23 protein-coding genes, 2 tRNA genes and 1 rRNA gene are annotated in these 23,665 nt (G+C 55.0%); 18 read left to right on the forward strand and 8 right to left on the reverse strand.

From position 1 onward, the window contains the following. The first annotated feature begins 261 nt into the window (after positions 1-261). The 3 genes from rrf (at position 262) to dkgB (ending at position 1,482) form a co-directional block, all read left to right on the forward strand. A 5S ribosomal RNA gene (gene rrf, locus AC2CGP_RS09490) occupies positions 262-377 on the forward strand. A gap of 56 nt (positions 378-433) precedes the next feature. Then, a tRNA-Asp gene (locus AC2CGP_RS09495) sits at positions 434-510 on the forward strand. Positions 511-678: 168 nt separating this feature from the next. Further along, positions 679-1,482: a 2,5-didehydrogluconate reductase DkgB gene (dkgB, locus tag AC2CGP_RS09500; RefSeq protein WP_063445242.1), complete on the forward strand. Its 804-nt coding sequence runs from the start codon at positions 679-681 to the stop codon at positions 1,480-1,482. 48 nt (positions 1,483-1,530) lie between these two features. On the opposite strand, the gene yafC is transcribed toward dkgB, so the two are convergent. After that, a complete protein-coding gene (gene yafC / locus AC2CGP_RS09505) occupies positions 1,531-2,433 on the reverse strand; it encodes a DNA-binding transcriptional regulator YafC (RefSeq protein WP_015368133.1) in 903 nt (300 codons plus the stop codon). Between the two features lie 104 nt (positions 2,434-2,537). Between yafC and AC2CGP_RS09510 the strand changes: the two genes are divergently transcribed. The 3 genes from AC2CGP_RS09510 (at position 2,538) to AC2CGP_RS09520 (ending at position 5,486) form a co-directional block, all read left to right on the forward strand. Next, positions 2,538-3,728 (forward strand): MFS transporter, encoded by a 1,191-nt coding sequence (locus AC2CGP_RS09510; RefSeq protein WP_072382736.1) that lies wholly within the window; start codon positions 2,538-2,540, stop codon positions 3,726-3,728. Between the two features lie 103 nt (positions 3,729-3,831). Next, on the forward strand, positions 3,832-4,629 hold the full coding sequence (locus AC2CGP_RS09515) for an endonuclease/exonuclease/phosphatase family protein (protein WP_015704463.1): 798 nt from the start codon (positions 3,832-3,834) through the stop codon (positions 4,627-4,629). An 86-nt stretch (positions 4,630-4,715) separates the two neighbouring features. Next, positions 4,716-5,486: a class I SAM-dependent methyltransferase gene (locus AC2CGP_RS09520; RefSeq protein ID WP_072382735.1), complete on the forward strand. Its 771-nt coding sequence runs from the start codon at positions 4,716-4,718 to the stop codon at positions 5,484-5,486. A gap of 54 nt (positions 5,487-5,540) precedes the next feature. Here AC2CGP_RS09520 and mltD read toward each other — a convergent pair whose 3' ends face one another. Both mltD and gloB read right to left on the reverse strand, forming a co-directional pair. Continuing rightward, complete coding sequence (gene mltD, locus AC2CGP_RS09525) at positions 5,541-6,908, reverse strand: murein transglycosylase D (RefSeq protein ID WP_072382733.1); 1,368 nt, start codon at positions 6,906-6,908, stop codon at positions 5,541-5,543. A 71-nt stretch (positions 6,909-6,979) separates the two neighbouring features. After that, positions 6,980-7,735, reverse strand: a complete 756-nt coding sequence (gloB, locus tag AC2CGP_RS09530; protein WP_484502329.1) for a hydroxyacylglutathione hydrolase — start codon at positions 7,733-7,735, stop codon at positions 6,980-6,982. Between the two features lie 33 nt (positions 7,736-7,768). On the opposite strand from gloB, the gene AC2CGP_RS09535 reads away from it, so the two are divergent. Continuing rightward, a complete protein-coding gene (locus AC2CGP_RS09535) occupies positions 7,769-8,491 on the forward strand; it encodes a class I SAM-dependent methyltransferase (RefSeq protein WP_032707485.1) in 723 nt (240 codons plus the stop codon). On the opposite strand, the gene rnhA is transcribed toward AC2CGP_RS09535, so the two are convergent. Continuing rightward, positions 8,488-8,955, reverse strand: coding sequence for a ribonuclease HI (gene rnhA, locus AC2CGP_RS09540; protein WP_015368126.1), 468 nt, complete (start codon positions 8,953-8,955; stop codon positions 8,488-8,490). The genes AC2CGP_RS09535 and rnhA overlap by 4 nt on opposite strands. A 64-nt stretch (positions 8,956-9,019) precedes the next feature. Here rnhA and dnaQ point away from each other — a divergent pair, with 64 nt between their 5' ends. Beyond that, positions 9,020-9,751 carry a DNA polymerase III subunit epsilon gene (gene dnaQ / locus AC2CGP_RS09545; RefSeq protein ID WP_015368125.1) on the forward strand — a complete coding sequence of 244 codons (732 nt, stop codon included), beginning with the start codon at positions 9,020-9,022 and terminating at the stop codon, positions 9,749-9,751. Positions 9,752-9,884: 133 nt separating this feature from the next. After that, positions 9,885-9,961 (forward strand) — tRNA-Asp (locus AC2CGP_RS09550). A 60-nt stretch (positions 9,962-10,021) separates the two neighbouring features. Here the strand turns inward: AC2CGP_RS09550 and AC2CGP_RS09555 are convergent. Further along, positions 10,022-10,903 carry a LysR family transcriptional regulator gene (locus AC2CGP_RS09555; protein WP_015704467.1) on the reverse strand — a complete coding sequence of 294 codons (882 nt, stop codon included), beginning with the start codon at positions 10,901-10,903 and terminating at the stop codon, positions 10,022-10,024. A 103-nt stretch (positions 10,904-11,006) separates the two neighbouring features. Between AC2CGP_RS09555 and eamB the strand changes: the two genes are divergently transcribed. Next, entirely contained in the window at positions 11,007-11,597 is a 591-nt protein-coding gene (gene eamB / locus AC2CGP_RS09560) for a cysteine/O-acetylserine transporter (RefSeq protein WP_032707488.1), read from the forward strand. 30 nt (positions 11,598-11,627) lie between these two features. On the opposite strand, the gene AC2CGP_RS09565 is transcribed toward eamB, so the two are convergent. Together AC2CGP_RS09565 and fadE are read right to left on the reverse strand one after the other, a co-directional pair. Next, on the reverse strand, positions 11,628-12,398 hold the full coding sequence (locus tag AC2CGP_RS09565; protein ID WP_042895758.1) for an amidohydrolase: 771 nt from the start codon (positions 12,396-12,398) through the stop codon (positions 11,628-11,630). 168 nt (positions 12,399-12,566) lie between these two features. Beyond that, positions 12,567-15,011 (reverse strand): acyl-CoA dehydrogenase FadE, encoded by a 2,445-nt coding sequence (gene fadE / locus AC2CGP_RS09570; protein ID WP_015368121.1) that lies wholly within the window; start codon positions 15,009-15,011, stop codon positions 12,567-12,569. Positions 15,012-15,251: 240 nt separating this feature from the next. Here fadE and lpcA point away from each other — a divergent pair, with 240 nt between their 5' ends. Both lpcA and AC2CGP_RS09580 read left to right on the forward strand, forming a co-directional pair. Continuing rightward, positions 15,252-15,833 (forward strand): D-sedoheptulose 7-phosphate isomerase, encoded by a 582-nt coding sequence (gene lpcA / locus AC2CGP_RS09575; protein ID WP_004099149.1) that lies wholly within the window; start codon positions 15,252-15,254, stop codon positions 15,831-15,833. Between the two features lie 96 nt (positions 15,834-15,929). Beyond that, positions 15,930-16,697, forward strand: coding sequence for a class II glutamine amidotransferase (locus AC2CGP_RS09580; protein ID WP_015368120.1), 768 nt, complete (start codon positions 15,930-15,932; stop codon positions 16,695-16,697). On the opposite strand, the gene dpaA is transcribed toward AC2CGP_RS09580, so the two are convergent. After that, positions 16,668-17,408, reverse strand: a complete 741-nt coding sequence (gene dpaA / locus AC2CGP_RS09585) for a peptidoglycan meso-diaminopimelic acid protein amidase (protein ID WP_015704469.1) — start codon at positions 17,406-17,408, stop codon at positions 16,668-16,670. The genes AC2CGP_RS09580 and dpaA overlap by 30 nt on opposite strands. A 409-nt stretch (positions 17,409-17,817) precedes the next feature. Between dpaA and AC2CGP_RS09590 the strand changes: the two genes are divergently transcribed. From AC2CGP_RS09590 to nqrF, 6 genes are read left to right on the forward strand one after another with little or no spacing between them, the layout of a single operon-like run. Continuing rightward, positions 17,818-19,164, forward strand: a complete 1,347-nt coding sequence (locus tag AC2CGP_RS09590) for a Na(+)-translocating NADH-quinone reductase subunit A (protein ID WP_015368118.1) — start codon at positions 17,818-17,820, stop codon at positions 19,162-19,164. Positions 19,165-19,167: 3 nt separating this feature from the next. After that, positions 19,168-20,406, forward strand: a complete 1,239-nt coding sequence (locus AC2CGP_RS09595) for an NADH:ubiquinone reductase (Na(+)-transporting) subunit B (RefSeq protein ID WP_484502330.1) — start codon at positions 19,168-19,170, stop codon at positions 20,404-20,406. After that, positions 20,399-21,193, forward strand: a complete 795-nt coding sequence (locus tag AC2CGP_RS09600; protein ID WP_032713922.1) for a Na(+)-translocating NADH-quinone reductase subunit C — start codon at positions 20,399-20,401, stop codon at positions 21,191-21,193. The genes AC2CGP_RS09595 and AC2CGP_RS09600 overlap by 8 nt, the downstream gene beginning before the upstream one ends. Beyond that, entirely contained in the window at positions 21,186-21,824 is a 639-nt protein-coding gene (locus tag AC2CGP_RS09605; protein WP_002889716.1) for an NADH:ubiquinone reductase (Na(+)-transporting) subunit D, read from the forward strand. The genes AC2CGP_RS09600 and AC2CGP_RS09605 overlap by 8 nt, the downstream gene beginning before the upstream one ends. Before the next feature lie 6 nt (positions 21,825-21,830). Next, the gene (nqrE, locus tag AC2CGP_RS09610; RefSeq protein WP_015368115.1) at positions 21,831-22,427 is read left to right on the forward strand and encodes an NADH:ubiquinone reductase (Na(+)-transporting) subunit E; all 597 of its coding nucleotides are present in this window, start codon (positions 21,831-21,833) and stop codon (positions 22,425-22,427) included. Positions 22,428-22,439: 12 nt separating this feature from the next. Then, entirely contained in the window at positions 22,440-23,663 is a 1,224-nt protein-coding gene (gene nqrF / locus AC2CGP_RS09615) for an NADH:ubiquinone reductase (Na(+)-transporting) subunit F (protein WP_015368114.1), read from the forward strand. Positions 23,664-23,665: the final 2 nt, after the last annotated feature.

Raw genomic sequence — 23,665 nt, forward strand, 5'->3', positions numbered from 1 at the left:
TCGGGTGTGTAAGCGTAGCGATACGTTGAGCTAACCGATACTAATGAACCGTGAGGCTTAACCTTACAACGCCGAAGGTGTTTTGGCGGATTTGAGACGATTTTCAGCTTAGATTCAGAGTTGAGTACGCAATAATTTGCGCAGCAGCAAGGCGGCAAGCGAAGGAAAGGAAGGAGCATACTGAAGTATGTGACTGAGTTTACGAGCGCAGGCAACGCGGCTGATGCGATAAAGAATTGCGTACTGAGCACAAAGAATTTGCCTGGCGGCGACAGCGCGGTGGTCCCACCTGACCCCATGCCGAACTCAGAAGTGAAACGCCGTAGCGCCGATGGTAGTGTGGGGTCTCCCCATGTGAGAGTAGGGAACTGCCAGGCATCAAATTTGCAGTAAAACCGGGGCATTAAACCGGTAGATGTAGAAAAAATTCGGTGGAGCGGTAGTTCAGTCGGTTAGAATACCTGCCTGTCACGCAGGGGGTCGCGGGTTCGAGTCCCGTCCGTTCCGCCACTTATTTAAAGCCCTGAGCATTCGCTCAGGGCTTTTTTGTGTTCTCAATAACCAATTATTGCTAAATCAGCAAAAATCCTCTGCATTTATCGATCTTTTTCCCAACCCAACCTTCACCCATAATGGCCTCAGTTAAGCGAAACGAATAATTAACGAGGAACATCAATCATGACAATCCCTGCATTTGGTCTTGGCACTTTCCGTCTGCAAGACGACGTAGTCATCAACTCTGTAAAAATGGCGCTGGAGCTGGGCTATCGTACTATCGATACCGCACAGATCTATGAAAACGAAGCCGCTGTTGGCCAGGCTATCGCGGAAAGCGGCGTGCCGCGTGATGAACTGTTCATCACCACCAAAATCTGGATCGAAAACCTGAGTAAAGACAAGCTGATCGCCAGCCTGAAAGAGAGCCTGCAGAAGCTGCGCACCGATTATGTTGATCTGACGCTGATTCACTGGCCGTCGCCGAACGATGTGGTTGCTGTTGAAGAGTTTATGGCTGCGCTGATGGAAGCGAAGAAGCTGGGTCTGACCCGACAGATCGGTATCTCTAACTTCACTATTCCACTGATGGAACGTGCGATCGCTGCCGTTGGCGCTGAAAATATCGCGACCAACCAGGTTGAACTGTCTCCGTACCTGCAGAACCGTAAAGTGGTCGATTGGGCGCATGAACACGGTATCCACATCACCTCTTACATGACGCTGGCCTACGGTAAGGCGCTGAAAGATGAAGTGATTGCCCGTATCGCGGCGAAACATAATGCGACCCCGGCACAGGTTATTCTGGCGTGGGCGATGGGCGAAGGTTATGCGGTTATTCCATCTTCCACCAAGCGTGAAAATCTGGCGAGCAACCTGAAAGCGCTGGATCTGAAGCTGGATGATGAAGATCGTAAAGCGATTGCCGCGCTGGATTGCAATGACCGTCTGGTAAGCCCGGAAGGTCTGGCGCCGAAGTGGGATTAATCCACCGATTCCGGCAGGCGGTTGACGCCGCTGCCGGACGATAGTTTCTTACAGCTCCTTCGGGAGCTGTTTGACGTGCTCACTCAGAAAGTCAATAAATGCCCTGATACGCGTGCTGACGGCTCTGTCGCTGTAATACACCGCACTGAAAGGCATCTCCACCGGCAAGCGCTTGTCGGCAAGTAGCTCCACAAACTCCCCGCTGGCAATCTCTTTATCCACCATATAATCCGATAGACAGGCAATACCATTGCCGCCAAGACAGAGCTGTTTTAGCGTTTCGCCACTGTTAGAGGTAATTTCGCAACCGACTTCCAGTAATTGGCCATCGCTGGCGGCAATAGGCCAGGTATTTAACGAGACAGGCTCGGTGAACCCCAGGCAGAGATGATCCGCAAGATCTTCCGCATTCACCGGCGTGCCGTAGCGGGCGATATAATCAGGCGAGGCGATGATCTTGCGATAGCTGGTGAACAGCGGGCGGGCGCGCAGGCTGGAATCGGTTAGGGTACCCACGCGGATCGCGACGTCGACTTTACGTTCTATAAGATTAATGAAGGTTTCCGAGGAGACCAGCGAGAGCGTCATTTCTGGATAACGTTCGCGAAACGGTTTTACCAGCGGCATTAAAAAATGCAGCATCACCGGGGTGGCGGCATCAACGCGAAGCAATCCGCGAGGGGTGGTGCGCGTCTCCAGAAGCTCGTTCTCAGCAGCCGCCATCTCCTGCAACACCACCTGCATGCGGCGGAAATAACGCTCGCCTTCTTCTGTCAGGCTCAGCTGGCGCGTGGTCCGGTTTAACAAACTAACGCCTAGCTTTGATTCCAGCTTTTTGACTGCCCGGCTGACGGCAGAGTTTGCCTGCCCGAGCTGCTCGGCCGCCCGGCTAAAACTGCCGCTTTCCACTACGGCGACGAAGATAGCGATCTCTTCTGACGTGGCTCTCATTGTTGCACCTATAGCAAAATTCTATTGAGATTTTGATGGTTTTTGTTATTTAAACATCCCTTCATACTACGTGTCATCTTAATCCTGATGCTACGGAGTAAATTATGCCACTGGCGCTACTTGCATTAACCATCGGTGCCTTTGCTATTGGCACTACCGAATTTGTGATCGTCGGCCTGGTACCGACCATTGCTGAACAACTGGCTATCTCGCTGCCGTCTGCGGGCCTGCTGGTTTCCATCTATGCGCTAGGCGTGGCGATTGGCGCCCCGGTGCTGACCGCGCTAACCGGGCGCATGCCGCGTAAGCAGCTCCTGCTGGCGTTAATGGTGTTGTTTACCGCCGGTAACCTGCTAGCGTGGCAGGCTCCGGGTTATGGCACTTTGATTGTAGCCCGCCTGCTGACCGGACTGGCGCATGGCGTATTCTTTTCTATCGGCTCGACGATTGCCACCAGCCTGGTGCCAAAAGAGAAAGCCGCCTCGGCCATTGCTATCATGTTCGGCGGCCTGACGGTCGCGCTGGTAACCGGGGTGCCTTTCGGGACGTTCATCGGTCAGCATTTTGGCTGGCGGGAAACGTTTCTCGCGGTATCGATTCTGGGCGTCATTGCGCTTATCAGCAGCCTGATCCTGGTGCCAAATAATATTCCGGGCCGCGCCGGCGCCAGCCTGCGCGATCAGATGAAAGTCTTGACCCATCCGCGCCTGTTGATGATCTACGCGATTACCGCGCTGGGCTATGGCGGCGTGTTTACCGCATTTACTTTCCTCGCGCCGATGATGCAGGAGCTGGCTGGCTTTAGCCCGTCTGCGGTCAGTTGGATCCTGCTGGGTTACGGTATCTCTGTCGCTATCGGTAACGTGTGGGGCGGTAAGCTCGCCGATAAACATGGCGCTGTCGCCGCGTTGAAATTTATCTTCGCTGCGTTGGTGGTGCTGTTGCTGGTCTTCCAGTTCACGGCCAATCTGCACTACGCCGCTCTGGCAACGGTACTGGTGATGGGGATTTTCGCCTTCGGCAACGTTCCGGGTCTGCAGGTCTATGTGGTACAAAAGGCTGAACAATACACGCCGGGCGCCGTTGATGTTGCTTCTGGTTTGAACATCGCTGCCTTCAATATTGGTATTGCCCTCGGTTCGGTCATTGGTGGACAGACGGTCGAGCTGTACGGTCTGGCCCAGACGCCGTGGATCGGCGCGGTAATTGTGTTGGTCGCATTGCTGCTGGTCGTACTGAGCGGTCGTTTAGATAAATCTCCACGCCGTTCGGCAGCCGTTTCTGTCGAAGGATAAGGCTTTCTCGCAAATTGCATTGAAAGTGTATGGGAAAATCCCTATAACAGAAGAACCAGCCGCAGTCGGGCTGGTTTCCTGTTATCGAGGTTCAATGCCCAAATTGCGAAAGAATACCTATGCCATGCGCTATGTCGCCGGACAACCTGCGGAGAGAATCTTGCCTCCGGGGGCGTTTGCGGGCGTCAGTCCGGTTTATCCCGCCGGCGCGCCGTTAAGCAGCGATGAGAAAATTCGCGTGCTGGTGTGGAATATTTTTAAGCAGCAGCGTGCTGAATGGCAGTCGGTACTCAAAAATTTCGGCAAAGACGCGCATCTGGTCCTGTTGCAGGAGGCGCAAACTACCCCGGAACTGGTCAGGTTCGCGACTTCAAACTATCTGGCCGCCGATCAGGTGCCGGCCCTGGTATTGCCGCAGCATCCTTCCGGCGTGATGACGCTGGCCTCCGCTCACCCCATCTATTGCTGTCCGTTGCGCGAGCGCGAACCTATTTTACGTTTGCCTAAATCGGCGTTAGTGACCGTTTATCCGCTGCCCGATGCGCGGCTGTTGATGGTGGTGAATATTCACGCGGTTAATTTTAGTCTCGGCGTCGATGTTTACAGTAAACAGCTGCTGCCAATTGGCGATCAGATTGCTCACCACAGCGGGCCGGTAATCATGGCTGGTGATTTCAACGCCTGGAGCCGCCCGCGGATGAACGCGCTGTATCGCTTTGCGCGTGAGATGTCGTTACGCGAAGTTCGTTTCTCTGACGATCAGCGCCGCCGCGCGTTTGGTCGCCCGCTCGATTTTGTGTTCTACCGTGGATTAAGCGTGCACGATGCTTCCGTGCTGGTGACCCGCGCCTCCGATCACAACCCGCTACTAGTCGAATTCAGTCCCGGCAAGCCTGATTAATTAAGGTATGTCAGGCCTGCCATCGGGCAGGTCTGCGTTCAGCACGATGCTGCCCTTTATTACTCAAACCACCGAAGGACAACACAATGACAACACGCTCTCATCATGACAACGTCGAAAAGCAGTTTGGCTCACAGGCAAGCGCCTATCTGACCAGCGCCGTGCACGCCTCCGGGCGCGATCTGCAGCGTCTGGCGGAACGGCTGGCGAATTTCCCGCAGGCAACGTTGCTGGATATGGGATGCGGGGCAGGGCACGCCAGCTTTACCGCTGCCGGCCAGGTAGCGCAGGTTACCGCGTATGATTTATCGAGCCAGATGCTGGAGGTTGTCGCTCAGGCGGCAAAAGACAAAGGCTTTACCAACATTGTGACTCAGCAGGGGTATGCTGAAAAGCTGCCGTTTGCCGACGCCAGTTTTGATGTGGTGATTAGCCGCTACTCTGCTCACCATTGGCATGATGTCGGCCAGGCGCTGCGCGAGGTGAAACGCGTGCTGAAGCCGGGCGGGGTGATGATCATCATGGACGTGATGTCTCCGGGGCATCCGGTACGTGATGTCTGGCTGCAAACCGTAGAAGCCCTGCGCGACACTTCGCACGTGCGTAATTACTCCAGCGGCGAGTGGCTGGCGCTGGCCAACGACGCAGGTCTGGCGATTAATCATTTATTGACCGACCGTCTGCCGCTGGAGTTTAGCTCCTGGGTCGCGCGGATGCGCACGCCCGAGGCGCTGGCGGAGGCGATTCGCTTATATCAGCAGAGCGCATCGGCGGAGGTTAAAGCCTACTTCGAATTACAGCAGGACGGATCGTTTACCAGCGATACGATCATGTTTGAAGCGCATAAAGCAGTGTAACGCTGGCAATAAAAAAGGCACCGGGGAATCGGTGCCTTTCTCATTATCCTGACATCAGGATTCAGGTCTGTCGTTGTTCTTCACAAACAACGTCAGCTGATCCCCTGGCTTCAGGTTATCTGTATCGCTGTTCCAGCGCATAACGTCGCGGATATTGACGCCGTGGCGTTTTGCGATGCTCGACAGCGAGTCGCCCTTACGAACACGATAGGTGATGCTATCGCTGTTGTTCGCCAGACGTTGCGCGCTGCTGCCTGCACCGACAACCAGATTTTGCCCGACTTTAAGCCCAGAACCGCGCAGGTTGTTCCACTGCTGTAGATCCCTGGTGGTGACGCCGAGACGCGAAGCAATCCCGGAAATCGTATCGCCAGAACGTACCTTATAACTACGGCTGGTCAGCGGCGTATTGTCAGCAAGCAGCGTCGGCTGTACGGCGGCAATGTCGCCAGAGGCCAGAGATTCACGCAGTTGAGCCGCGTGCTTCTGAGGCACCATAACGTACTTTGGCCCGCTAGCGCCAAGCGTTGACCCCTTTACGCCGGCGTTAAAGGTTTTCAGCTTGCTGACCGGCATTCCTGCCATGTCCGCGAGCTGAGAAATCTCAACCGGACTATCGAGGCGAACGCGCGCCAGCGCACGGCTTTCATCAGCCGTTGGCAGCTTCACGCCGTAACGCTTGCTGTTTTTGAGAATATCGCTCAAAGCCAGCATTTTTGGCACGTAGACCTTGGTTTCACGCGGCAGCGAGAGCGACCAAAAATCGGTGGGTTTACCACGCGAACGGTTCGCCTTCACGGCCTTCATTACCCGGCCTTCGCCGCTGTTATATGCCGCGACGGTCAGTAACCAGTCGCCGTCGAACATTTTGTTCAGACGTTGCATCATGTCCAGCGCCGCGGTAGTAGACGCAACGACATCACGACGCGCATCGTAACTGCGGGTCTGTTTTAAACCATAATTGCGCCCTGTGCTCGGAATGATCTGCCAAATGCCTGCGGCATTGGCGCCAGACGTCGCGTGTGGGTCAAAAGCGCTCTCCACTATGGGTAGTAATACCAGTTCCATTGGCATGTTACGTTTCTTAACTTGCCCGGCTATCCAGTACATATACGGTTCAGCCCGTAAAGTTACATCGTGGAGATAGCTCTTATTACGTAAGTACTTCTGTTTCTGTTCGCGAATCCGGGGGTTTTCCGGAATTCCCATCTTTAGCTCGTCGCTTATGGAAGTCCACAGATCCTGGTCTTGCGCGTAGAGGGTTCCATCATCTAACCATCGCGCCTGACTTGTGAACTTGCCTGCTTCCCCTTGACCAGCTGCAGAAAGGCTCTGTGCTCGCTGTTCTACGGTGCCGTCGTGCTTCGACGCCTGGCACCCTACCAGCAGGACAGAGGCGAGTAATATCGCTCGTGCCTTCATGTGTGTGTCAATAGTTGCTTAAAAGACGAGCAAGGATAACGGTGAAGGCCGAGGATGACAAGCGTTAAATCTCAGAAGTCATCTTTCTTTGACCTTAACCATGCAAATCTCTGCGCTGAGTGTTGCAAATTTGTTTCTTTGGATATTTCTTTAATTAAATCATTGTCATCCGTACGTAAAAATAAATTTATACGGCGTTCATTTTTCAGAGTAACGGGTAGTGTCTTTAGGTTTTTTGCGCGTAACTCCTTAACTTTATGGTAGTAATCCTTTATATCCATATCATCTGGCAGGATACTCAATGCAAACTTCATGTTTGCTAAAGTGTACTCATGTGCGCAACAAATTAGGGTGTCAGCGGGAAGGGCATTTATTTTCATAAATGATTGATACATTTGATCTGCTGTACCTTCGAAGAGCCTGCCGCAGCCGCCGGAAAACATTGTATCGCCACAAAATAGATAAGGTTTGCTGTAGAAACAGATATGTCCTAATGTGTGACCTGGCGTGGCGAAAATAGAAAATTCGTGACCCAAAAGAGTAATGCTATCGCCATCAGATACAATATCCGTGCTTCCCTTATCCTGGGTTTCTGCCGGCCCGTAAACCACAAGTTGCGGAAATTTTTGCCGCAGTTCTTTCACGCCGCCAACATGATCATGGTGATGGTGGGTTAACAAAATCGCTTCTGGCTGCCAGTTGTTTTCTTCAATGGCCGCGAGTACCGGCGCGGCTTCACCGGGATCGACTATCACACAACGACGGCTATCGTCGCTAACAACCCAGATGTAGTTGTCCTGAAATGCAGGAATACTGATAAGATTCATAAATTACCTCTCAAAGCGTTGCGGAAGGTTGCGATGAAGCCGGCAAGGATACCTCATACAATTACAGCTCCAGAGCATTGGTCCAGTATGCCGTGGGGTGAATACTATCGCGAGTCGCTGGAACGACATATGAAACCGTGGCTGGCTAAATTATATGGCTTTCATCTACTTAAGATTGGCAATCTGAGCGCGGAAATCAATACCGAAGCCTGCGCGATCTCCCATCAGGTGAACGTTTCGCTGGGGGGAAGTCCGATCCAGGTCAAAGCCGACCCGCTGTCTCTTCCTTTCGCCGCCAAATCGGTGGATGCCTGTTTACTGGCGCATACTCTGCCATGGTGCAGCGATCCGCACCGGCTGTTGCGGGAAGCTGACCGCGTGCTGATTGACGATGGCTGGATGATTTTGACCGCCTTTAATCCGATGAGCCTCGTCGGATTGCGCAAAGTGACGCCGGTTCTGCGAAAAACTATCCCCTATAACAGCCGGATGTTTACCATGACGCGACAGCTTGACTGGCTGGCGCTGCTCAATTTTGAGGTGCTGCACTACGGTCGCTATCAGGTGCTGCCCTGGTCGAAGCAGGGGGGAAAAATGTTAAGTACACATCTGCCGGCTTTGGGGTGTTTGCAGATGATCGTCGCGCGGAAAAGAACCATTCCGCTGACGCTAAATCCGATGAAGTCCGGGAAGGCGAAGACGCAGCTGCGTCCGGCCGTTGGCGCCACCAGGCAGTGGCGCGACGGGGGAAATTAGCTTTCCGGCTGGTAGCCGACGTCGTCCAGCGTGGGGTTAGACGCCGCAGCGCGCGCGAGTTCGTCGCAGCGTTCATTTTCCGGGTGTCCGGCATGGCCTTTGACCCATTCCCATTTAATCTGATGCTGGCCTAGAGCGGCATCAAGGCGTTTCCACAGATCGACATTTTTAACCGGCTTTTTGTCCGCCGTTTTCCAGCCGCGTTTTTTCCAGTTATGGATCCACTGGGTTATCCCCTGGCGGACGTACTGGCTATCGGTACTTAGCACCACTTCGCAGTGCTCTTTAAGCGCTTCGAGAGCGACGATGGCAGCCATCAGTTCCATGCGGTTGTTAGTCGTCAGGCGGTAGCCCGCGCTGTAGGTTTTTTCATGCTGGCGATAGCGCATAATAGCGCCGTAGCCGCCAGGCCCTGGATTCCCCAGGCAAGAACCATCGGTGAAAATTTCTACCTGTTTGAGCATCTCTGGTAGACTTCCTGTAATTGAAATCGATATGTAAACGACAAGTCTGACATAAATGACCGCTATGAGCACTGCAATTACACGACAGATTGTTCTCGATACCGAAACCACCGGTATGAACCAGATCGGCGCCCACTATGAAGGGCATAAGATCATCGAGATCGGCGCCGTAGAGGTGATCAACCGTCGCCTCACCGGTAATAACTTCCATGTTTACCTGAAGCCCGACCGGCTGGTGGACCCTGAAGCCTTCGGCGTTCACGGTATTGCCGATGAATTCCTCATGGATAAGCCGACATTTGCCGACGTTGCCGATGAGTTCATGGAGTATATCCGTGGCGCGGAGCTGGTCATCCATAACGCATCGTTCGATATCGGCTTTATGGATTATGAATTCAAAAAGCTGAACCGCGGCATTGAGAAAACGGAAACCTTTTGTAAGGTCACCGATAGTCTGGCGCTGGCGCGTAAGATGTTCCCCGGCAAGCGTAACAGCCTCGATGCGCTCTGTTCACGTTATGAAATAGACAACAGCAAGCGTACGCTGCACGGCGCGTTGCTCGATGCCCAGATTCTGGCCGACGTCTATCTGATGATGACCGGTGGGCAGACCAGCATGGCGTTTTCGATGGAAGGAGAAGGCCAACAGCAGGCCGGCGATATTGGAATACAGCGCGTTGTCCGCGCCGCCAGTAAATTACGCGTGGTTTATGCCTCTGACAGTGAGCTGGCGGACCATGAATCGCGTCTCGACCTGGTGCAAAAAAAGGGCGGAAGCTGCCTGTGGCGCGCCTGATTGCCGACAATATGCGCTAAAAATAGGCGGGTGGGCTAATTTTGCAGCAAACGATTCAAAAGTGAAGAAAAAGCGTTGACGACGATGTAGGGAAACCGTAATATTCGCCTCGTTCCCAACGGAACAACAACGCGGAGCGGTAGTTCAGTCGGTTAGAATACCTGCCTGTCACGCAGGGGGTCGCGGGTTCGAGTCCCGTCCGTTCCGCCACTATTCAGAAGGCCTGAATCAGAAATGATTCAGGCCTTCGTCGTTTGGGGGAATTATCATTTAATCCGCCCCTAACGCCTCTTCAACACACTGCATAAATACCCGCATTGCCGGGCTAACTACTTTACCGGCGTGATGAGCGCATATCGCGTTAATAGTGAGCGGAACAGCGCTAAACGGTAGCTCAACCAGCGTACCGCGCTTAAGCTCTTCCTCAACGGCGAAACGCGGCAGATAGCTGACGCCAAGATTGCTCGCCACGCACTGCTTAATACTTTCGATACTCCAGAGCTCAATGGTATTTTCCAGGGTAATGGCGCGCTGGCGCAGCGTGCTTTCAAAAATTTGCCGAAATACGCACTGTGGCTCATTGATAACAAAGCTCAGCGGGATATGTTGCCCGCAGCGGGTAAAATCGACCGCCGGATGCTGCGGCGAGGCGACCAGCGTCAGCGGCTGCTGGCCAAAGCTTGTCATGGTTAACGCGTCATCGTTGCCAACCCGATAAAACACGCCCAAATCGGCGCTATCGTTGAGTAGCGCATCACGGATGACATAACAGTTAAGTGATTGCAATGATAAGCGTACCTGCGGCGCTCGTTGTTTAAAGCGCTGTAGCACCTGCGGCATTTTATAGGCCAGCAGGGTTTCCCCACAGGCAACGCGCAGCTCGCCAGCCGGTTCGCTATCCTCGCGAGCCGCCTCACGAATGGTTTCCATCACCCTCGCCAGTTCATGGACGTGCGGCAGCACCTTTTTACCGGATTCGGTCAGGCACATGCGGCGGCCTATTTTTTCAAACAGCTGAACGGCAAGTTCTTGCTCAAGCTGTTGAATATGAAAGGTCACGGTGGATTGCGTACAGCATAGTTTTTGCGCCGCGCGTAAAAACGAGCCTTCTTCCACTACCGTCTTGAGAGTAATAAAACGCCGCAGATCCATTTCGCCACCAACTATCGAAATTATCGAATTCAGAATCAGAAAACATTCATTTTTTTAAATGAATAGCTTCGGGTACTGTCTGCCAAAACGAAGGAGAAGACAAGTGACCCCAGCTTTGATTAGTGCTTTTTTGACTTATACCCTGATAACCGCGCTGACTCCCGGCCCCAATAATATTCTTGCCCTCAGCAGCGTCACCGCCCATGGCTTACGCCGCAGCCTGCGGGTGCTGGCGGGGATGAGCATTGGTTTTATTATCACTATGCTGATTTGCGCGGCTTTAACCTTTTCGCTGGTGGAACTCGACTCGCGATTTACCCGGATATTGGGATGGATTGGCGCGGCGTATATCCTGTGGCTGGCCTGGCAGATAGCCAAAAGCAAACCGGGGGCAGGTGCGCTGAGTACAGAGCCGGTGGGTTTCTGGGCGAGCCTGGGCCTGCAGTTCGTCAACGTAAAAATTATTCTGTATGGCATCACCGCGCTCTCTACCTTTGTCCTGCCCGTTACCCGCGAGCCGATTTGGCTCATTAGCGTGAGTCTGCTGCTGGCGGCGATTGGTGCGCTGGGAAATCTGTGCTGGGCGCTGGCGGGGCATCTGTTTCAGCGCCTGTTTTTGTTGTACGGGCGGCAACTGAACTGGGTATTGGCAGCGTTATTGGTCTACTGCGCTTTGCGGATCGTGGTGGAATAAAAAGGGAGCGCAGCGGCTCCCGAAAAGTGTTTAGCCGATCGTGAAAGGATCGGCATCCTGCCAGGCCGGAAATTTCTCGCGATACTCCTGCAGCGCGGCCAACGACAGATCGGCATCGAGCCGCGTCGCCTGATGCGGTTCGGCGGTGGCGATAATCTCTCCCTGCGGGCTGATGATACGGCTATCACCCCGATAGTGGTGGCCGTTGCCATCGGTGCCGACGCGGTTGCAGCCGGCGACGTAGGCCTGGTTTTCAATAGCTCTGGCGACCAGCAGCGATTGCCAGTGCAGCGAACGCGGGGCAGGCCAGTTAGCAACATACAGGGCCAGGTCGTAATCGTTGTGGTTACGCGACCATACCGGGAAGCGCAGGTCATAGCACACCAGCGGCAGAATCCGCCAGCCGCGCCATTCAAAGACCACTCGTTCGGTTCCTGCCTCATAATGGTGATGTTCATCCGCCATGCGGAACAGGTGACGCTTATCGTAAAAATGCGTTTTACCGCCGGGCTCTACCAGCAGAAAGCGGTTCACCGGGCCGCGTTCGGTCTGCAATGCCGCGCTACCGGCAATCAGCGCGTTGGTCTGCTCCGCTTTCGCCTGCATCCACTCAACGACCTCTTCCTGCGGCATCGACTGCTTCGCCGCTTCCATGGCAAAACCGGTAGTAAACATCTCAGGCAGTACAATGATGTCGCGCCCGCTCACTTCTTCCAGCTGACGATCGAAATGGCGCAGGTTGGCGGGACCATCCATCCACACCAGCGGTTGCTGCAACAGCGTAATTTTCAAGCCAGGCACAGTGGTGAACTCCATTATAAAGAGGGCGTTTAGATAATTTTAATACCATATCAGCAGCGGGAGGCGGCATGGAATATTTTGTTAAAAAAATGCTAACTTCGGCGAGTAACAATAAAAGAAAGGCGGGGAAATTCCCCGCCTTCGTCGTGATGTGGAGTATTGCAGCTATTATGCCGCTTCAATCTTGCGGATTTTTTCCGGCAGCTTTACCGGTTTGGTCGCCAGTTCATCCGCTGCGAAATCATCAACGTTAATACTGCGCAGACGGCTGGTTTCCGCACGGGTCAGAATCGAGGCTTCCTCCTGATTAATTAACCCTTTGGCCAGGGCATTAGTGGCCAGCTCATCCAGGCGGGTGAACGGCAGATTTTTACCCAGCTCTTTGCAGATGCGCTGGTGGATTGGGTCCGCCGCCATCACATCCAGCAGCGCTTCTTCCAGCAGGCCAACCGGGTTATGTTCGCTTGGCGTCAGGTACTGGCCGCGACCGATACGAGAGCGGGTCGCGCTCGGAACCTGCAGAATTTTCGCCACTTTATGATCCAGCTTGTCGGACGGCGCATCGTAGTGACGGCCGGTCGGGAAGATGGCGAGACGCAGCGCGCCGGCGACAAAGCGGTTCGGGAAATTTTTCAGCAGGTCATCGATAGCCTGCTCTGCCTGATACAGCGCATCCTGCACGCCCCAATGGACCAGCGGCAGATCCGCTTCATTACGGCCTTCATCGTCATAACGTTTCAGCACCGCCGATGCCAGGTAAAGCTGGCTCAGCACGTCGCCGAGACGCGCGGAGATACGTTCGCGACGCTTCAGGCTGCCGCCCAGTACCGCCATTGATACATCCGACAGCAGGGCCAGGTTGGCGCTCAGGCGATTCATGTGCTGATAGTAGCGGCGTGTAGTATCACGGGTCGGCGCGCTGCTGGTGCGGCCGCGAGTCAGGCCCAGCCAGAAGCTGCGTACTTTGTTGCTACCGACATGGCCGATATGTTTAAACAGCAGCTTATCGAAGGCGTTAACGTCATTGTTCTGCGCGGCGGCCATCTCATCCAGTACATACGGATGGCAACGAATCGCCCCCTGACCAAAGATCATCATGCTGCGGGTGAGGATATTCGCCCCTTCAACGGTAATGGCGATCGGCGCGCCCTGATAAGCGCGGGCAAGGAAGTTGCCTTCGCCCAGCATGATGCCTTTACCGCCGGTAATATCCATAGCGTCTATGATTGAACGCTGGCCGCGGTGGGTACAATGATATTTAACGATCGCCGACAGCACCGCCGGTTTCTCGCCAAGCATAATCCCGTAGGTAATCAGCGAAGCGGCGGCGTCCATTACGTAGGCGTTGCCTGCGATACGCGCCAGCGGCTCTTCGATCCCTTCCATTTTACCAATCGAGATTTTGAACTGACGGCGAATGTGGGCGTAGGCGCCGGTCGCCATAGCGACGGATTTCAGGCCGCCGGTGGCGTTGGACGGCAGAGTAATACCGCGACCCACGGACAGGCACTCAACCAGCATACGCCAGCCCTGGCCGGCCATGCTCGGGCCGCCGATGATGTAATCGATCGGTACGAAAATATCTTTACCACGAGTGGGGCCGTTCTGGAACGGTACGTTCAGCGGGAAGTGACGACGGCCAATTTCCACGCCCGGCGTTGAGGTAGGGATCAGCGCGCAGGTGATACCGAGTTCTTCCTCGCCGCCCAGCAGACGGTCCGGGTCTGAGAGTTTGAAAGCCAGGCCCAGTACGGTGGCGATTGGCGCGAGGGTGATATAGCGCTTGTTCCAGGTCAGGCGCATCCCCAGCACCTGCTGACCCTGCCAGTCGCCCATACAGACTACGCCGGTATCCGGGATCGCGCCGGCGTCGGAGCCCGCTTCCGGGCTGGTCAACGCGAAGCATGGGATCTCCTGACCACGCGCCAGGCGCGGCAGGTAGTGATTTTTCTGCTCTTCGGTACCGTAATGTTGCAGCAGTTCGCCCGGCCCTAAGGAGTTAGGCACGCCGACGGTGATCGCCAGGATCCCGGAAACGCCGGACAGCTTTTGCAGTACGCGAGACTGGGCATAGGCGGAAAACTCCAGGCCGCCGTACTCTTTCTTAATGATCATCGCAAAGAAGCGATGCTCTTTCAGGTACGCCCACAGCTCCGGCGGCAGATCAGCCATTTCATGGGTAATTTCGAAGTCGTTCGCCATGCGGCAGGCTTCTTCTACTGGGCCGTCGATGAAAGCCTGCTCTTCGGCGGTGAGGCGCGGCTGCGGATAGTTATGCAGCTTGTGCCAGTCCGGGTTGCCGCGGAACAGATCGCCTTCCCACCAGGTGGTGCCGGCATCGATGGCCTCTTTTTCCGTACGCGACATCGGCGGCATTACTTTGCGGAAGGCGCGGAATGCCGGGGCGGAGAAAAGGGATTTACGCATCGGCGCAAAGTTGAACGGCAGCAGGATAATCGCCAGCGGCAACAGCAGCCAGATATTCCACAGCCCCGCCACGCTGAGCGCCGCGGTCCAGGCGAGCAAAATCACGCTGCTGAGAAGCAGGCTGACTCGGTGATAGAAGAGCACGCCGAGTAACACTACGGTTGCAACAATACTCAAAATCATCATAGAGAAATGCTCCCTTATCTTGTAGGAGGTCTGACCACTTGTGATGTATTGGTTGTAGTGGATGTAATTTGTTTTAGCAATGTGTTTACAAAATAATTACAACCTTGCTCACATTGTTGGCTGGAAAAGCGGCACGTAAAATCAAAAGGACGAGGGATAACGTTGCCTGCTGCTTCTCGCTTCGGCGGCTATCCGGTACACTGCCAGGGTTATTCCAACCAATACTGAAGGATTATCCTCATGTACCAGGATCTTATTCGTAACGAACTGAACGAAGCCGCGGAAACGCTGGCCAACTTTCTGCAGGACGAGGCCAACATTCACGCTATTCAGCGCGCGGCGGTACTGCTGGCGGATAGCTTCAAAGCTGGCGGTAAAGTGCTTTCCTGCGGCAACGGCGGTTCTCATTGCGATGCGATGCATTTTGCGGAAGAGCTGACCGGGCGTTATCGCGAGAACCGCCCTGGTTATCCGGCGATCGCTATTTCTGACGTCAGCCATCTGTCCTGCGTGAGTAATGATTTTGGCTATGAATATGTCTTCTCCCGCTATGTTGAGTCGGTTGGCCGCGCAGGCGATGTTCTGCTGGGCATTTCCACCTCCGGCAACTCCGGCAACGTGATCAAAGCGATTGAAGCCGCGCGCGCGCAGGGAATGAAAGTGATCACCCTGACCGGTAAAGACGGCGGCAAAATGGCGGGTTCCGCCGATGTGGAAATTCGCGTACCGCATTTCGGTTACGCCGATCGCATTCAGGAGATTCACATTAAGGTGATTCATATTCTGATTATGTTGATCGAAAAAGAGATGGTTAAAGCTTAACTTGCCATGATGACGGCGCCGTGGCTTCCATGTTGAGGAGCCGCGGCGACAAGGCTTTAGCGGCAGGATATTTTGTGCAGTGGTATGAGGTGATCTATGTGCGAATTGCTCGGGATGAGCGCCAATGTGCCGACCGATATCTGTTTTAGCTTCTCCGGGCTGGTTCAGCGCGGGGGCGGCACCGGGCCGCATAAAGACGGCTGGGGTATTACCTTTTACGAAGGGAAAGGGTGTCGCACATTTAAAGATCCGCAGCCGAGCTTTCAGTCGCCAATAGCCAAACTGGTACAGGATTATCCCATTAAATCCTGTTCCGTCATTGCCCATATCCGTCAGGCCAACCGTGGCGAAGTGGCGCTGGAGAACACCCATCCGTTCACCCGCGAACTGTGGGGCCGCCACTGGACCTACGCCCATAACGGGCAGCTCAAGGGTTATAAATCGCTGAAGACGGGAAATTTCCGCCCGGTGGGCGAGACCGACAGCGAAACGGCTTTCTGCTGGCTGTTGCACCGTTTAACCGAGCGCTATCCGCGCACGCCTGGCAATATGGTCGGCGTGTTTAAATACATCGCGACGCTGGCGGGCGAAATGCGCGAGAAGGGCGTGTTTAATATGCTGTTATCGGACGGGCGCTATGTGATGGCGTACTGTTCAACCAACCTGTACTGGATCACCCGTCGGGCGCCGTTTGGCGTGGCGAAGCTACTGGATCAGGATGTGGAAATTGATTTTCAACGTGAGACCACACCAAACGATGTGGTCTCCGTTATCGCCACTCAGCCGCTGACCGGCAATGAGGCCTGGAATAAAATCATGCCAGGCGAGTGGGCGTTATTTTGCCTCGGGGAGCGTATAGTTTGAGGCCAGCTGCGGCTGGATAACCTCGTGGCTGAGCGGCTTGCTGACGATATAGCGGCCATCCATCACCGACACCACCGGCGGTTTGTGGGTCTGCTGGAAGTAGTCATAGCCTGGCTTCAGTTGCTTCCAGAAATCCGCATAGTACGAGAACTTATGTCGCGCCATGTTGGCGTCGGTCATGCGGAACGGGTAGATGCTGACCTGCACGCTTGGCTGGCCAAATACCAGCGCGCCGGTGACAAACTGGAAGATCTCGTCAATGCCGGTATCGGTCATCGCGTAGCAGCCGACGGAAACGCAGGCGCCGTGGATCATCAGGTATTTACCTTCATAGCCGTGCGCGCGATCGTAGGCATTCGGGAAGCCGATATTGATCGCTTTATAAAAGCGGCTGTCTGGTTTTAGCTGACTGCGCGAGACGTTATAAAATCCTTCCGGACTTTTGAAATCGCCCTGGCGTTGCTTCGGCCCGAGGCCGCCGGAGTAGTTACAGATCCGGTAGCTATCGAGAAGCTGGTAGGTTTCGCCCATTTTGACGTAGAGATCGAGCATCCGCTCTTCTTTGAAGATCTCGATATAAACGGGAGAGCCCATTAACTGCTGTTTATATTCTTTGCTAACCGGCGTTGTCGGGCTGTTACTGCTGAGTAACCCAGCAAATGACACGCACGGCAACAGAAGCATCGCAATAAAGAATGCGATTTTGCGCATACTGCTTGTTCCTTGATAAAACAAAAAACCACATGCCAGGACGGCAAGAGATACCCGAAATCAGAGTTTTCTGGATTTAGAGCGCTCACATTAGCATCACGGCAGTTTTTCGCAAGCACGGTGTGGCTGCGTTTACAATTTAATGTTCCTTTATAGCGAATATTGCCGCAAAGCGCAGTGAGAACTTTGCGCAATAGCTCGCATTTTAGAAGCACTTATTGGCGCTTTTCCTACTTCTGCCACTCACAAAATGTTACACTCCCGCCGTTTATGACCAGGGTAAGAAAGGATGCTTCTCTCCCGTCTTGTGCCCCCGTGGCACCGCTATTCCTTTCTTATTCTGATATTCCATCAATAATGCTGGCCTCGGCTTGAGCCGGGGTTTAGGTTACGGATACCTGCTAACGATATGATTAAAATCACGAAAGGGCTGGATTTGCCCATAGCTGGCATGCCATTACAGCAGATCTCGCCCCGGCCTGCGGTGAAACGCGTCGCGCTGCTCGGCGAGGAGTACGTCGGCATGCGCCCCTCGATGGCCGTGAGCGAAGGCGATCGGGTGCAAAAAGGCCAGGTGCTGTTCGAAGATAAAAAGAACGCCGGGGTACGTTTTACCGCGCCAGCCAGTGGGGTGGTCAGCGCCATTCATCGCGGCGAGCGCCGGGTGCTGCAATCGGTGGTGATTGATATCGACGGCAGCAATGAGGCGGTGTCGTTTACCCGCTATGCATTAGAAGATCTTAACGATTTGCCACGGGAAGCGGTGCAGCAACAGCTGCTGGAATCCGGGCAGTGGACGGCGTTTCGTACCCGTCCTTTCAGCAAAATTCCCGCGCCGGGTAGCGTTCCGGCGGCTATTTTCGTCACTGCTATCGATACCAACCCGCTGGCGGCTGAACCGCAGCCGATTATCCTCGCCCAGCGTGAAGCCTTTGATGCCGGTCTGACGGTGCTAACGCACCTGACGGACGGTAAAGTCCACGTCTGTCAGGCCAGCGGCGGCAAGCTGGGCGGCCATCCCGCCGGGCAGGTGACATTCAACCAGTTTAGTGGCCCGCATCCGGCAGGGCTTGCCGGTACGCACATTCACTTCCTTGAGCCGGTCAGCCTGACCAAACAGGTCTGGCATCTCAACTATCAGGAGGTCATCGCCATCGGCAGACTGTTCCTCGACGGCGAGCTGTACAGCGAACGCGTCATTGCCCTTGGCGGCCCGCAGGTAAAACAGCCGCGATTGCTGGAAACCTGTCTCGGCGCCAGCCTCGATGAGCTGCTGGCGGGCGAGCTGGTGGATGATGAAAACCGGGTTATTTCCGGTTCTGTCTTGAGCGGCACCCACGCCTGCGGCCCTCACGCCTTCCTCGGGCGCTACCATTTGCAGGTCAGCGTGGTACGAGAAGGCCGTGAAAAAGAGCTGTTTGGCTGGGTGATGCCGGGCAAAGAGAAGTTCTCGATTACCCGCACCACCCTTGGTCATTTCTTTAAGCGCAAGCGCTTTAATTTTTCCACTGATACTAACGGCGGCGAGCGGGCGATGGTACCGATCGGCAACTATGAGCGGGTAATGCCGCTGGATATTCTGCCGACCATATTGCTGCGCGATCTGCTTGCCGGCGATAGCGATAGCGCCCAGGCGCTGGGCTGTCTGGAGCTGGATGAAGAAGATCTGGCGCTTTGCACCTACGTTTGTCCGGGCAAATATGAATACGGCCCGGCGCTGCGCAGCGTGTTAACCCAGATTGAGCAGGAAGGATAAGAGATGGGCTTAAAGCACCTGATTGAGAAACTTGAGCCGCATTTCACGCACGGCGGCAAGTTAGCAAAATATTACCCGCTGTATGAAGCGGCGGCGACGATCTTCTACACCCCGGGTTTAGTCACCCGCGGCGCGGCGCACGTACGTGACTCCATCGACCTCAAGCGGATGATGATCCTCGTCTGGTTTGCGGTGTTCCCGGCGATGTTCTGGGGCATGTATAACGTCGGCTTGCAGACGATTCCGGCGTTGCACAAGCTATACGGCGCCGAACAGTTACAGCAGGTAATAGCCAACAACTGGCACTATAGCGTTGCCCAGTGGTTAGGGGTGAGCTTCAACGCCGATGCCGGGTGGCTCAGCATGATGACGCTGGGGGCGGTATTTTTCCTGCCTATCTACCTGACCGTATTCATCGTCGGCGGTTTTTGGGAAGTGCTGTTCGCGATTGTGCGCAAACATGAGATCAACGAAGGCTTTTTCGTTACCTCGATTCTCTTCGCGCTGATTGTGCCGCCAACGATGCCGCTATGGCAGGCGGCGCTGGGAATCTCCTTCGGCGTGGTGATTGCCAAAGAAATTTTCGGCGGCACCGGGCGCAATTTCCTCAACCCGGCGCTGGCGGGGCGCGCGTTTCTGTTCTTTGCCTACCCGGCGCAGATTTCTGGCGACCTGGTATGGACGGCGGCGGACGGTTTTTCCGGCGCGACGCCGCTCTCCCAGTGGGCCAGCGGCGGCGGTGAAGCGCTGGTTAACGTCGCCACCGGCATCCCGGTGAGCTGGATGGACGCCTTCCTCGGCAACATTCCCGGCTCGATTGGCGAAGTGTCGACGCTGATGATCCTCATCGGCGGCGCGTTCATTATCTTTGCCCGTATCGCTTCCTGGCGCATCGTCGCCGGGGTGATGGTCGGTATGATCGCTACCGCTACGCTGTTTAATTTCATCGGTTCTGATACCAACCCCATGTTCTCGATGCCGTGGTACTGGCATCTGGTGCTCGGCGGTTTCGCCTTCGGCATGATGTTTATGGCGACTGACCCGGTATCGGCTTCCTTTACCGATAAAGGTAAATGGAGCTACGGCCTGCTGATTGGCGTGATGTGCGTGCTGATTCGCGTCGTCAACCCGGCCTATCCGGAAGGGATGATGCTGGCGATTCTGTTCGCCAACCTCTTTGCGCCGCTGTTCGATTACCTGGTGGTGCAGGCCAATATCAAGCGGAGGAAGTCGCGTGGCTGATAAGAAAAGTAACGATAGCATCGGCAAAACGCTGCTGGTGGTGCTGGTGCTTTGTCTGGTGTGCTCCATTGTGGTTGCTGGTTCCGCCGTGGGCCTCAAGTCACGTCAGCAGGAACAACGCGCGCTGGATAAACAGCGCAATATCCTGGCCGTCGCCGGCCTGATGCAGCAGGGGATGGATGCTGACGCGGTGGCGGAAACCTTCGCCGCGCGCATTACCCCTCGGCTGGTCAATCTGGCGACCGGCGAACTGCTGGATAAAGACCCGGGCAAATTTAATCAGGCTCAGGCGCTGAAAGATCCGCAGCAGAGCATCGCGCTCGACGCCAGCCAGGATCCGGCCGGGATTAAACGCCGCAGCAACCTGGCGGAAATTTACCTGGTGCGTGACGCGCAGCAGCAGATTCAGGAAGTCGTGCTGCCTATCTATGGCAATGGCCTGTGGTCAATGATGTACGCCTTCGTGGCGCTGGACGTCGATGGGCGTACGGTGAAAGGCATTACTTACTACGATCAGGGCGAAACGCCGGGGTTGGGCGGCGAGGTGGAAAACCCGAACTGGCGTCAGCAGTTTGTCGGTAAGCAGGTGCTGGATGACAACGGCATGCCGTCGTTGAAGGTGGTAAAAGGCGGCGCGCGCGCAGGCGATCTCCACGCGGTTGACGGTTTATCCGGCGCCACGCTGACGTCAAACGGCGTGCAGCATAGCTTTGATTTCTGGATGGGCGAACTGGGCTTTGGTCCGTTCCTGAAAAAGGTTCGTGAGGGAGAGCTGAATAATGGCTGAACAGAGCGATATGAAAGAGGTGAAGCGCGTGCTGGTGGGGCCGCTTATCGCCAATAACCCCATCGCCCTGCAGGTGCTCGGCGTCTGCTCCGCGCTGGCGGTGACCACCAAACTGGAAACCGCCTTCGTGATGACCATTGCGGTGACGCTGGTGACGGCGTTTTCCAGCATGTTTATCTCTATGATTCGCCACCATATTCCCAATAGCGTGCGCATCATCGTGCAGATGGCGATCATCGCCTCGTTGGTTATCGTGGTGGATCAGCTGCTGCGGGCTTTCGCCTATGAGACCTCTAAGCAGCTGTCGGTGTTCGTCGGGCTTATCATCACGAACTGTATCGTGATGGGGCGTGCCGAAGCTTATGCCATGAAATCGCCGCCGCTGGCCAGCTTTATGGATGGTATCGGTAACGGTCTCGGTTACGGCGCGATCCTGATTATCGTCGGTTTCCTGCGCGAGCTTATCGGCAGCGGTAAGCTGTTCGGTATCACCGTACTGGAAACGGTGCAGAACGGCGGCTGGTATCAGCCGAACGGCCTGTTCCTGCTGGCGCCGAGCGCGTTCTTCATTATCGGTTTGCTGATTTGGGCCCTGCGTAGCTGGAAGCCTGAACAGCAGGAAAAGGAGTAACCGATCATGGCTCATTACATTAGCCTGTTTGTCCGCGCGGTGTTTGTTGAGAACATGGCGCTGGCCTTCTTCCTCGGGATGTGTACCTTCCTCGCGGTGTCGAAAAAGGTTTCCACCGCGTTTGGCCTCGGCGTTGCGGTCACGGTGGTGCTGGGTCTTGCCGTACCGATCAACAACCTGGTCTATAACCTGGTGCTGCGCGACGGCGCATTGATGGAAGGCGTAGACCTCAGCTTCCTTAACTTCATCACCTTTATCGGGGTGATTGCGGCGCTGGTGCAAATACTTGAGATGATCCTCGATAAGTACTTCCCGGCACTCTATAACGCGTTAGGGATCTTCCTGCCGCTTATCGCCGTTAACTGCGCTATTTTCGGCGGCGTGTCGTTTATGGTGCAGCGCGATTACAACTTCCCGGAATCGATTGTTTACGGCTTTGGTTCCGGCATCGGCTGGATGCTGGCGATTGTCGCGATGGCGGGAATCCGCGAAAAAATGAAGTACGCCAACGTGCCCGCCGGTCTGCGCGGGTTAGGGATCACCTTTATCACCACCGGACTGATGGCGCTGGGCTTTATGTCATTCTCCGGTGTGCAGCTATAAGGGCGGAAAAGTATGGAAATTATTCTTGGCGTGGTGATGTTCACGCTGATCGTGCTGGTCCTGTCGGGGCTTATCCTGGTGGCGCGCTCGAAGCTGGTGAACGCGGGCGACGTGGTTATTGAAATCAATAACGAAGCGGATAAACAGATCCGCACGCCGGCGGGCGACAAACTGCTGAACACGCTCTCCAGCAACGGTATCTTCGTCTCTTCCGCCTGCGGCGGCGGCGGCTCCTGCGGCCAGTGCCGGGTGACCATCAAAGAAGGCGGCGGCGATATTCTGCCGACAGAGCTTTCGCATATCACCAAACGCGAAGCCAAAGAAGGGTGCCGCCTGGCCTGCCAGGTGGCGGTGAAGCAGAATATGAAAATTGAGCTGCCGGAAGAGATTTTCGGCGTGAAAAAATGGGAGTGCGAGGTTATCTCTAATGATAACAAAGCGACCTTCATTAAAGAGCTCAAATTACGGGTGCCGGATGGTGAAGCGGTGCCGTTCCGCGCCGGCGGTTATATTCAGATCGAATGCCCGTCGCATAAAGTGGCCTATGCCGACTTTGATATTCCCGATGAATATCGCTCAGACTGGGATAAGTTCAACCTGTTCCGCTATGTCTCTGAGGTGAAAGAGCCGACCCTGCGCGCCTACTCGATGGCTAACTACCCGGAAGAGGAGGGCATCATTATGCTCAACGTGCGTATCGCCACGCCGCCGCCGAAGGTTCCGGATGCGCCGCCGGGGATTATGTCGTCCTATATCTGGTCGCTGAAGCCTGGCGATAAGGTGACGATTTCCGGGCCGTTTGGCGAGTTCTTTGCCAAAGAGACCGACGCCGAGATGGTGTTTATCGGCGGCGGAGCGGGCATGGCGCCGATGCGTTCACACATCTTTGACCAGCTTAAGCGCCTGCACAGCACGCGTAAAATCAGCTTCTGGTACGGCGCGCGTTCGCTGCGCGAAATGTTCTATGACGATGAGTTTGAACAGCTGGCGCGCGAAAACCCCAATTTTACCTTCCACGTCGCGCTCTCCGATCCGCTGCCGGAAGATAACTGGACCGGGCATACGGGCTTTATCCATAATGTTCTGTATGAAAACTATCTGCGCGACCATCCGGCGCCGGAAGATTGCGAGTTCTATATGTGCGGGCCGCCGGTGATGAACGCCGCGGTGATTAAAATGCTCAAAGATCTGGGCGTCGAAGATGAGAACATCATGCTCGACGACTTTGGAGGCTGATG

It is taken from the genome of Klebsiella sp. SYXHC3 (assembly GCF_057196925.1).

What these genes read in the sequence shown, in the direction of transcription:
- nqrF (WP_015368114.1), top strand. Translation starts at nt 22,440, where the DNA reads ATGGAAATTATTCTTGGCGTGGTGATGTTCACGCTGATCGTGCTGGTC.
- AC2CGP_RS09535 (WP_032707485.1), top strand. Translation starts at nt 7,769, where the DNA reads ATGAAGCCGGCAAGGATACCTCATACAATTACAGCTCCAGAGCATTGG.
- AC2CGP_RS09510 (WP_072382736.1), top strand. Translation starts at nt 2,538, where the DNA reads ATGCCACTGGCGCTACTTGCATTAACCATCGGTGCCTTTGCTATTGGC.
- AC2CGP_RS09580 (WP_015368120.1), top strand. Translation starts at nt 15,930, where the DNA reads ATGTGCGAATTGCTCGGGATGAGCGCCAATGTGCCGACCGATATCTGT.
- nqrE (WP_015368115.1), top strand. Translation starts at nt 21,831, where the DNA reads ATGGCTCATTACATTAGCCTGTTTGTCCGCGCGGTGTTTGTTGAGAAC.
- AC2CGP_RS09595 (WP_484502330.1), top strand. Translation starts at nt 19,168, where the DNA reads ATGGGCTTAAAGCACCTGATTGAGAAACTTGAGCCGCATTTCACGCAC.
- AC2CGP_RS09520 (WP_072382735.1), top strand. Translation starts at nt 4,716, where the DNA reads ATGACAACACGCTCTCATCATGACAACGTCGAAAAGCAGTTTGGCTCA.
- fadE (WP_015368121.1), bottom strand. Translation starts at nt 15,011, where the DNA reads ATGATGATTTTGAGTATTGTTGCAACCGTAGTGTTACTCGGCGTGCTC.
- AC2CGP_RS09555 (WP_015704467.1), bottom strand. Translation starts at nt 10,903, where the DNA reads ATGGATCTGCGGCGTTTTATTACTCTCAAGACGGTAGTGGAAGAAGGC.
- dnaQ (WP_015368125.1), top strand. Translation starts at nt 9,020, where the DNA reads ATGAGCACTGCAATTACACGACAGATTGTTCTCGATACCGAAACCACC.
- AC2CGP_RS09605 (WP_002889716.1), top strand. Translation starts at nt 21,186, where the DNA reads ATGGCTGAACAGAGCGATATGAAAGAGGTGAAGCGCGTGCTGGTGGGG.
- dkgB (WP_063445242.1), top strand. Translation starts at nt 679, where the DNA reads ATGACAATCCCTGCATTTGGTCTTGGCACTTTCCGTCTGCAAGACGAC.
- dpaA (WP_015704469.1), bottom strand. Translation starts at nt 17,408, where the DNA reads ATGCGCAAAATCGCATTCTTTATTGCGATGCTTCTGTTGCCGTGCGTG.
- mltD (WP_072382733.1), bottom strand. Translation starts at nt 6,908, where the DNA reads ATGAAGGCACGAGCGATATTACTCGCCTCTGTCCTGCTGGTAGGGTGC.
- gloB (WP_484502329.1), bottom strand. Translation starts at nt 7,735, where the DNA reads ATGAATCTTATCAGTATTCCTGCATTTCAGGACAACTACATCTGGGTT.
- AC2CGP_RS09590 (WP_015368118.1), top strand. Translation starts at nt 17,818, where the DNA reads ATGATTAAAATCACGAAAGGGCTGGATTTGCCCATAGCTGGCATGCCA.
- rnhA (WP_015368126.1), bottom strand. Translation starts at nt 8,955, where the DNA reads ATGCTCAAACAGGTAGAAATTTTCACCGATGGTTCTTGCCTGGGGAAT.
- yafC (WP_015368133.1), bottom strand. Translation starts at nt 2,433, where the DNA reads ATGAGAGCCACGTCAGAAGAGATCGCTATCTTCGTCGCCGTAGTGGAA.
- lpcA (WP_004099149.1), top strand. Translation starts at nt 15,252, where the DNA reads ATGTACCAGGATCTTATTCGTAACGAACTGAACGAAGCCGCGGAAACG.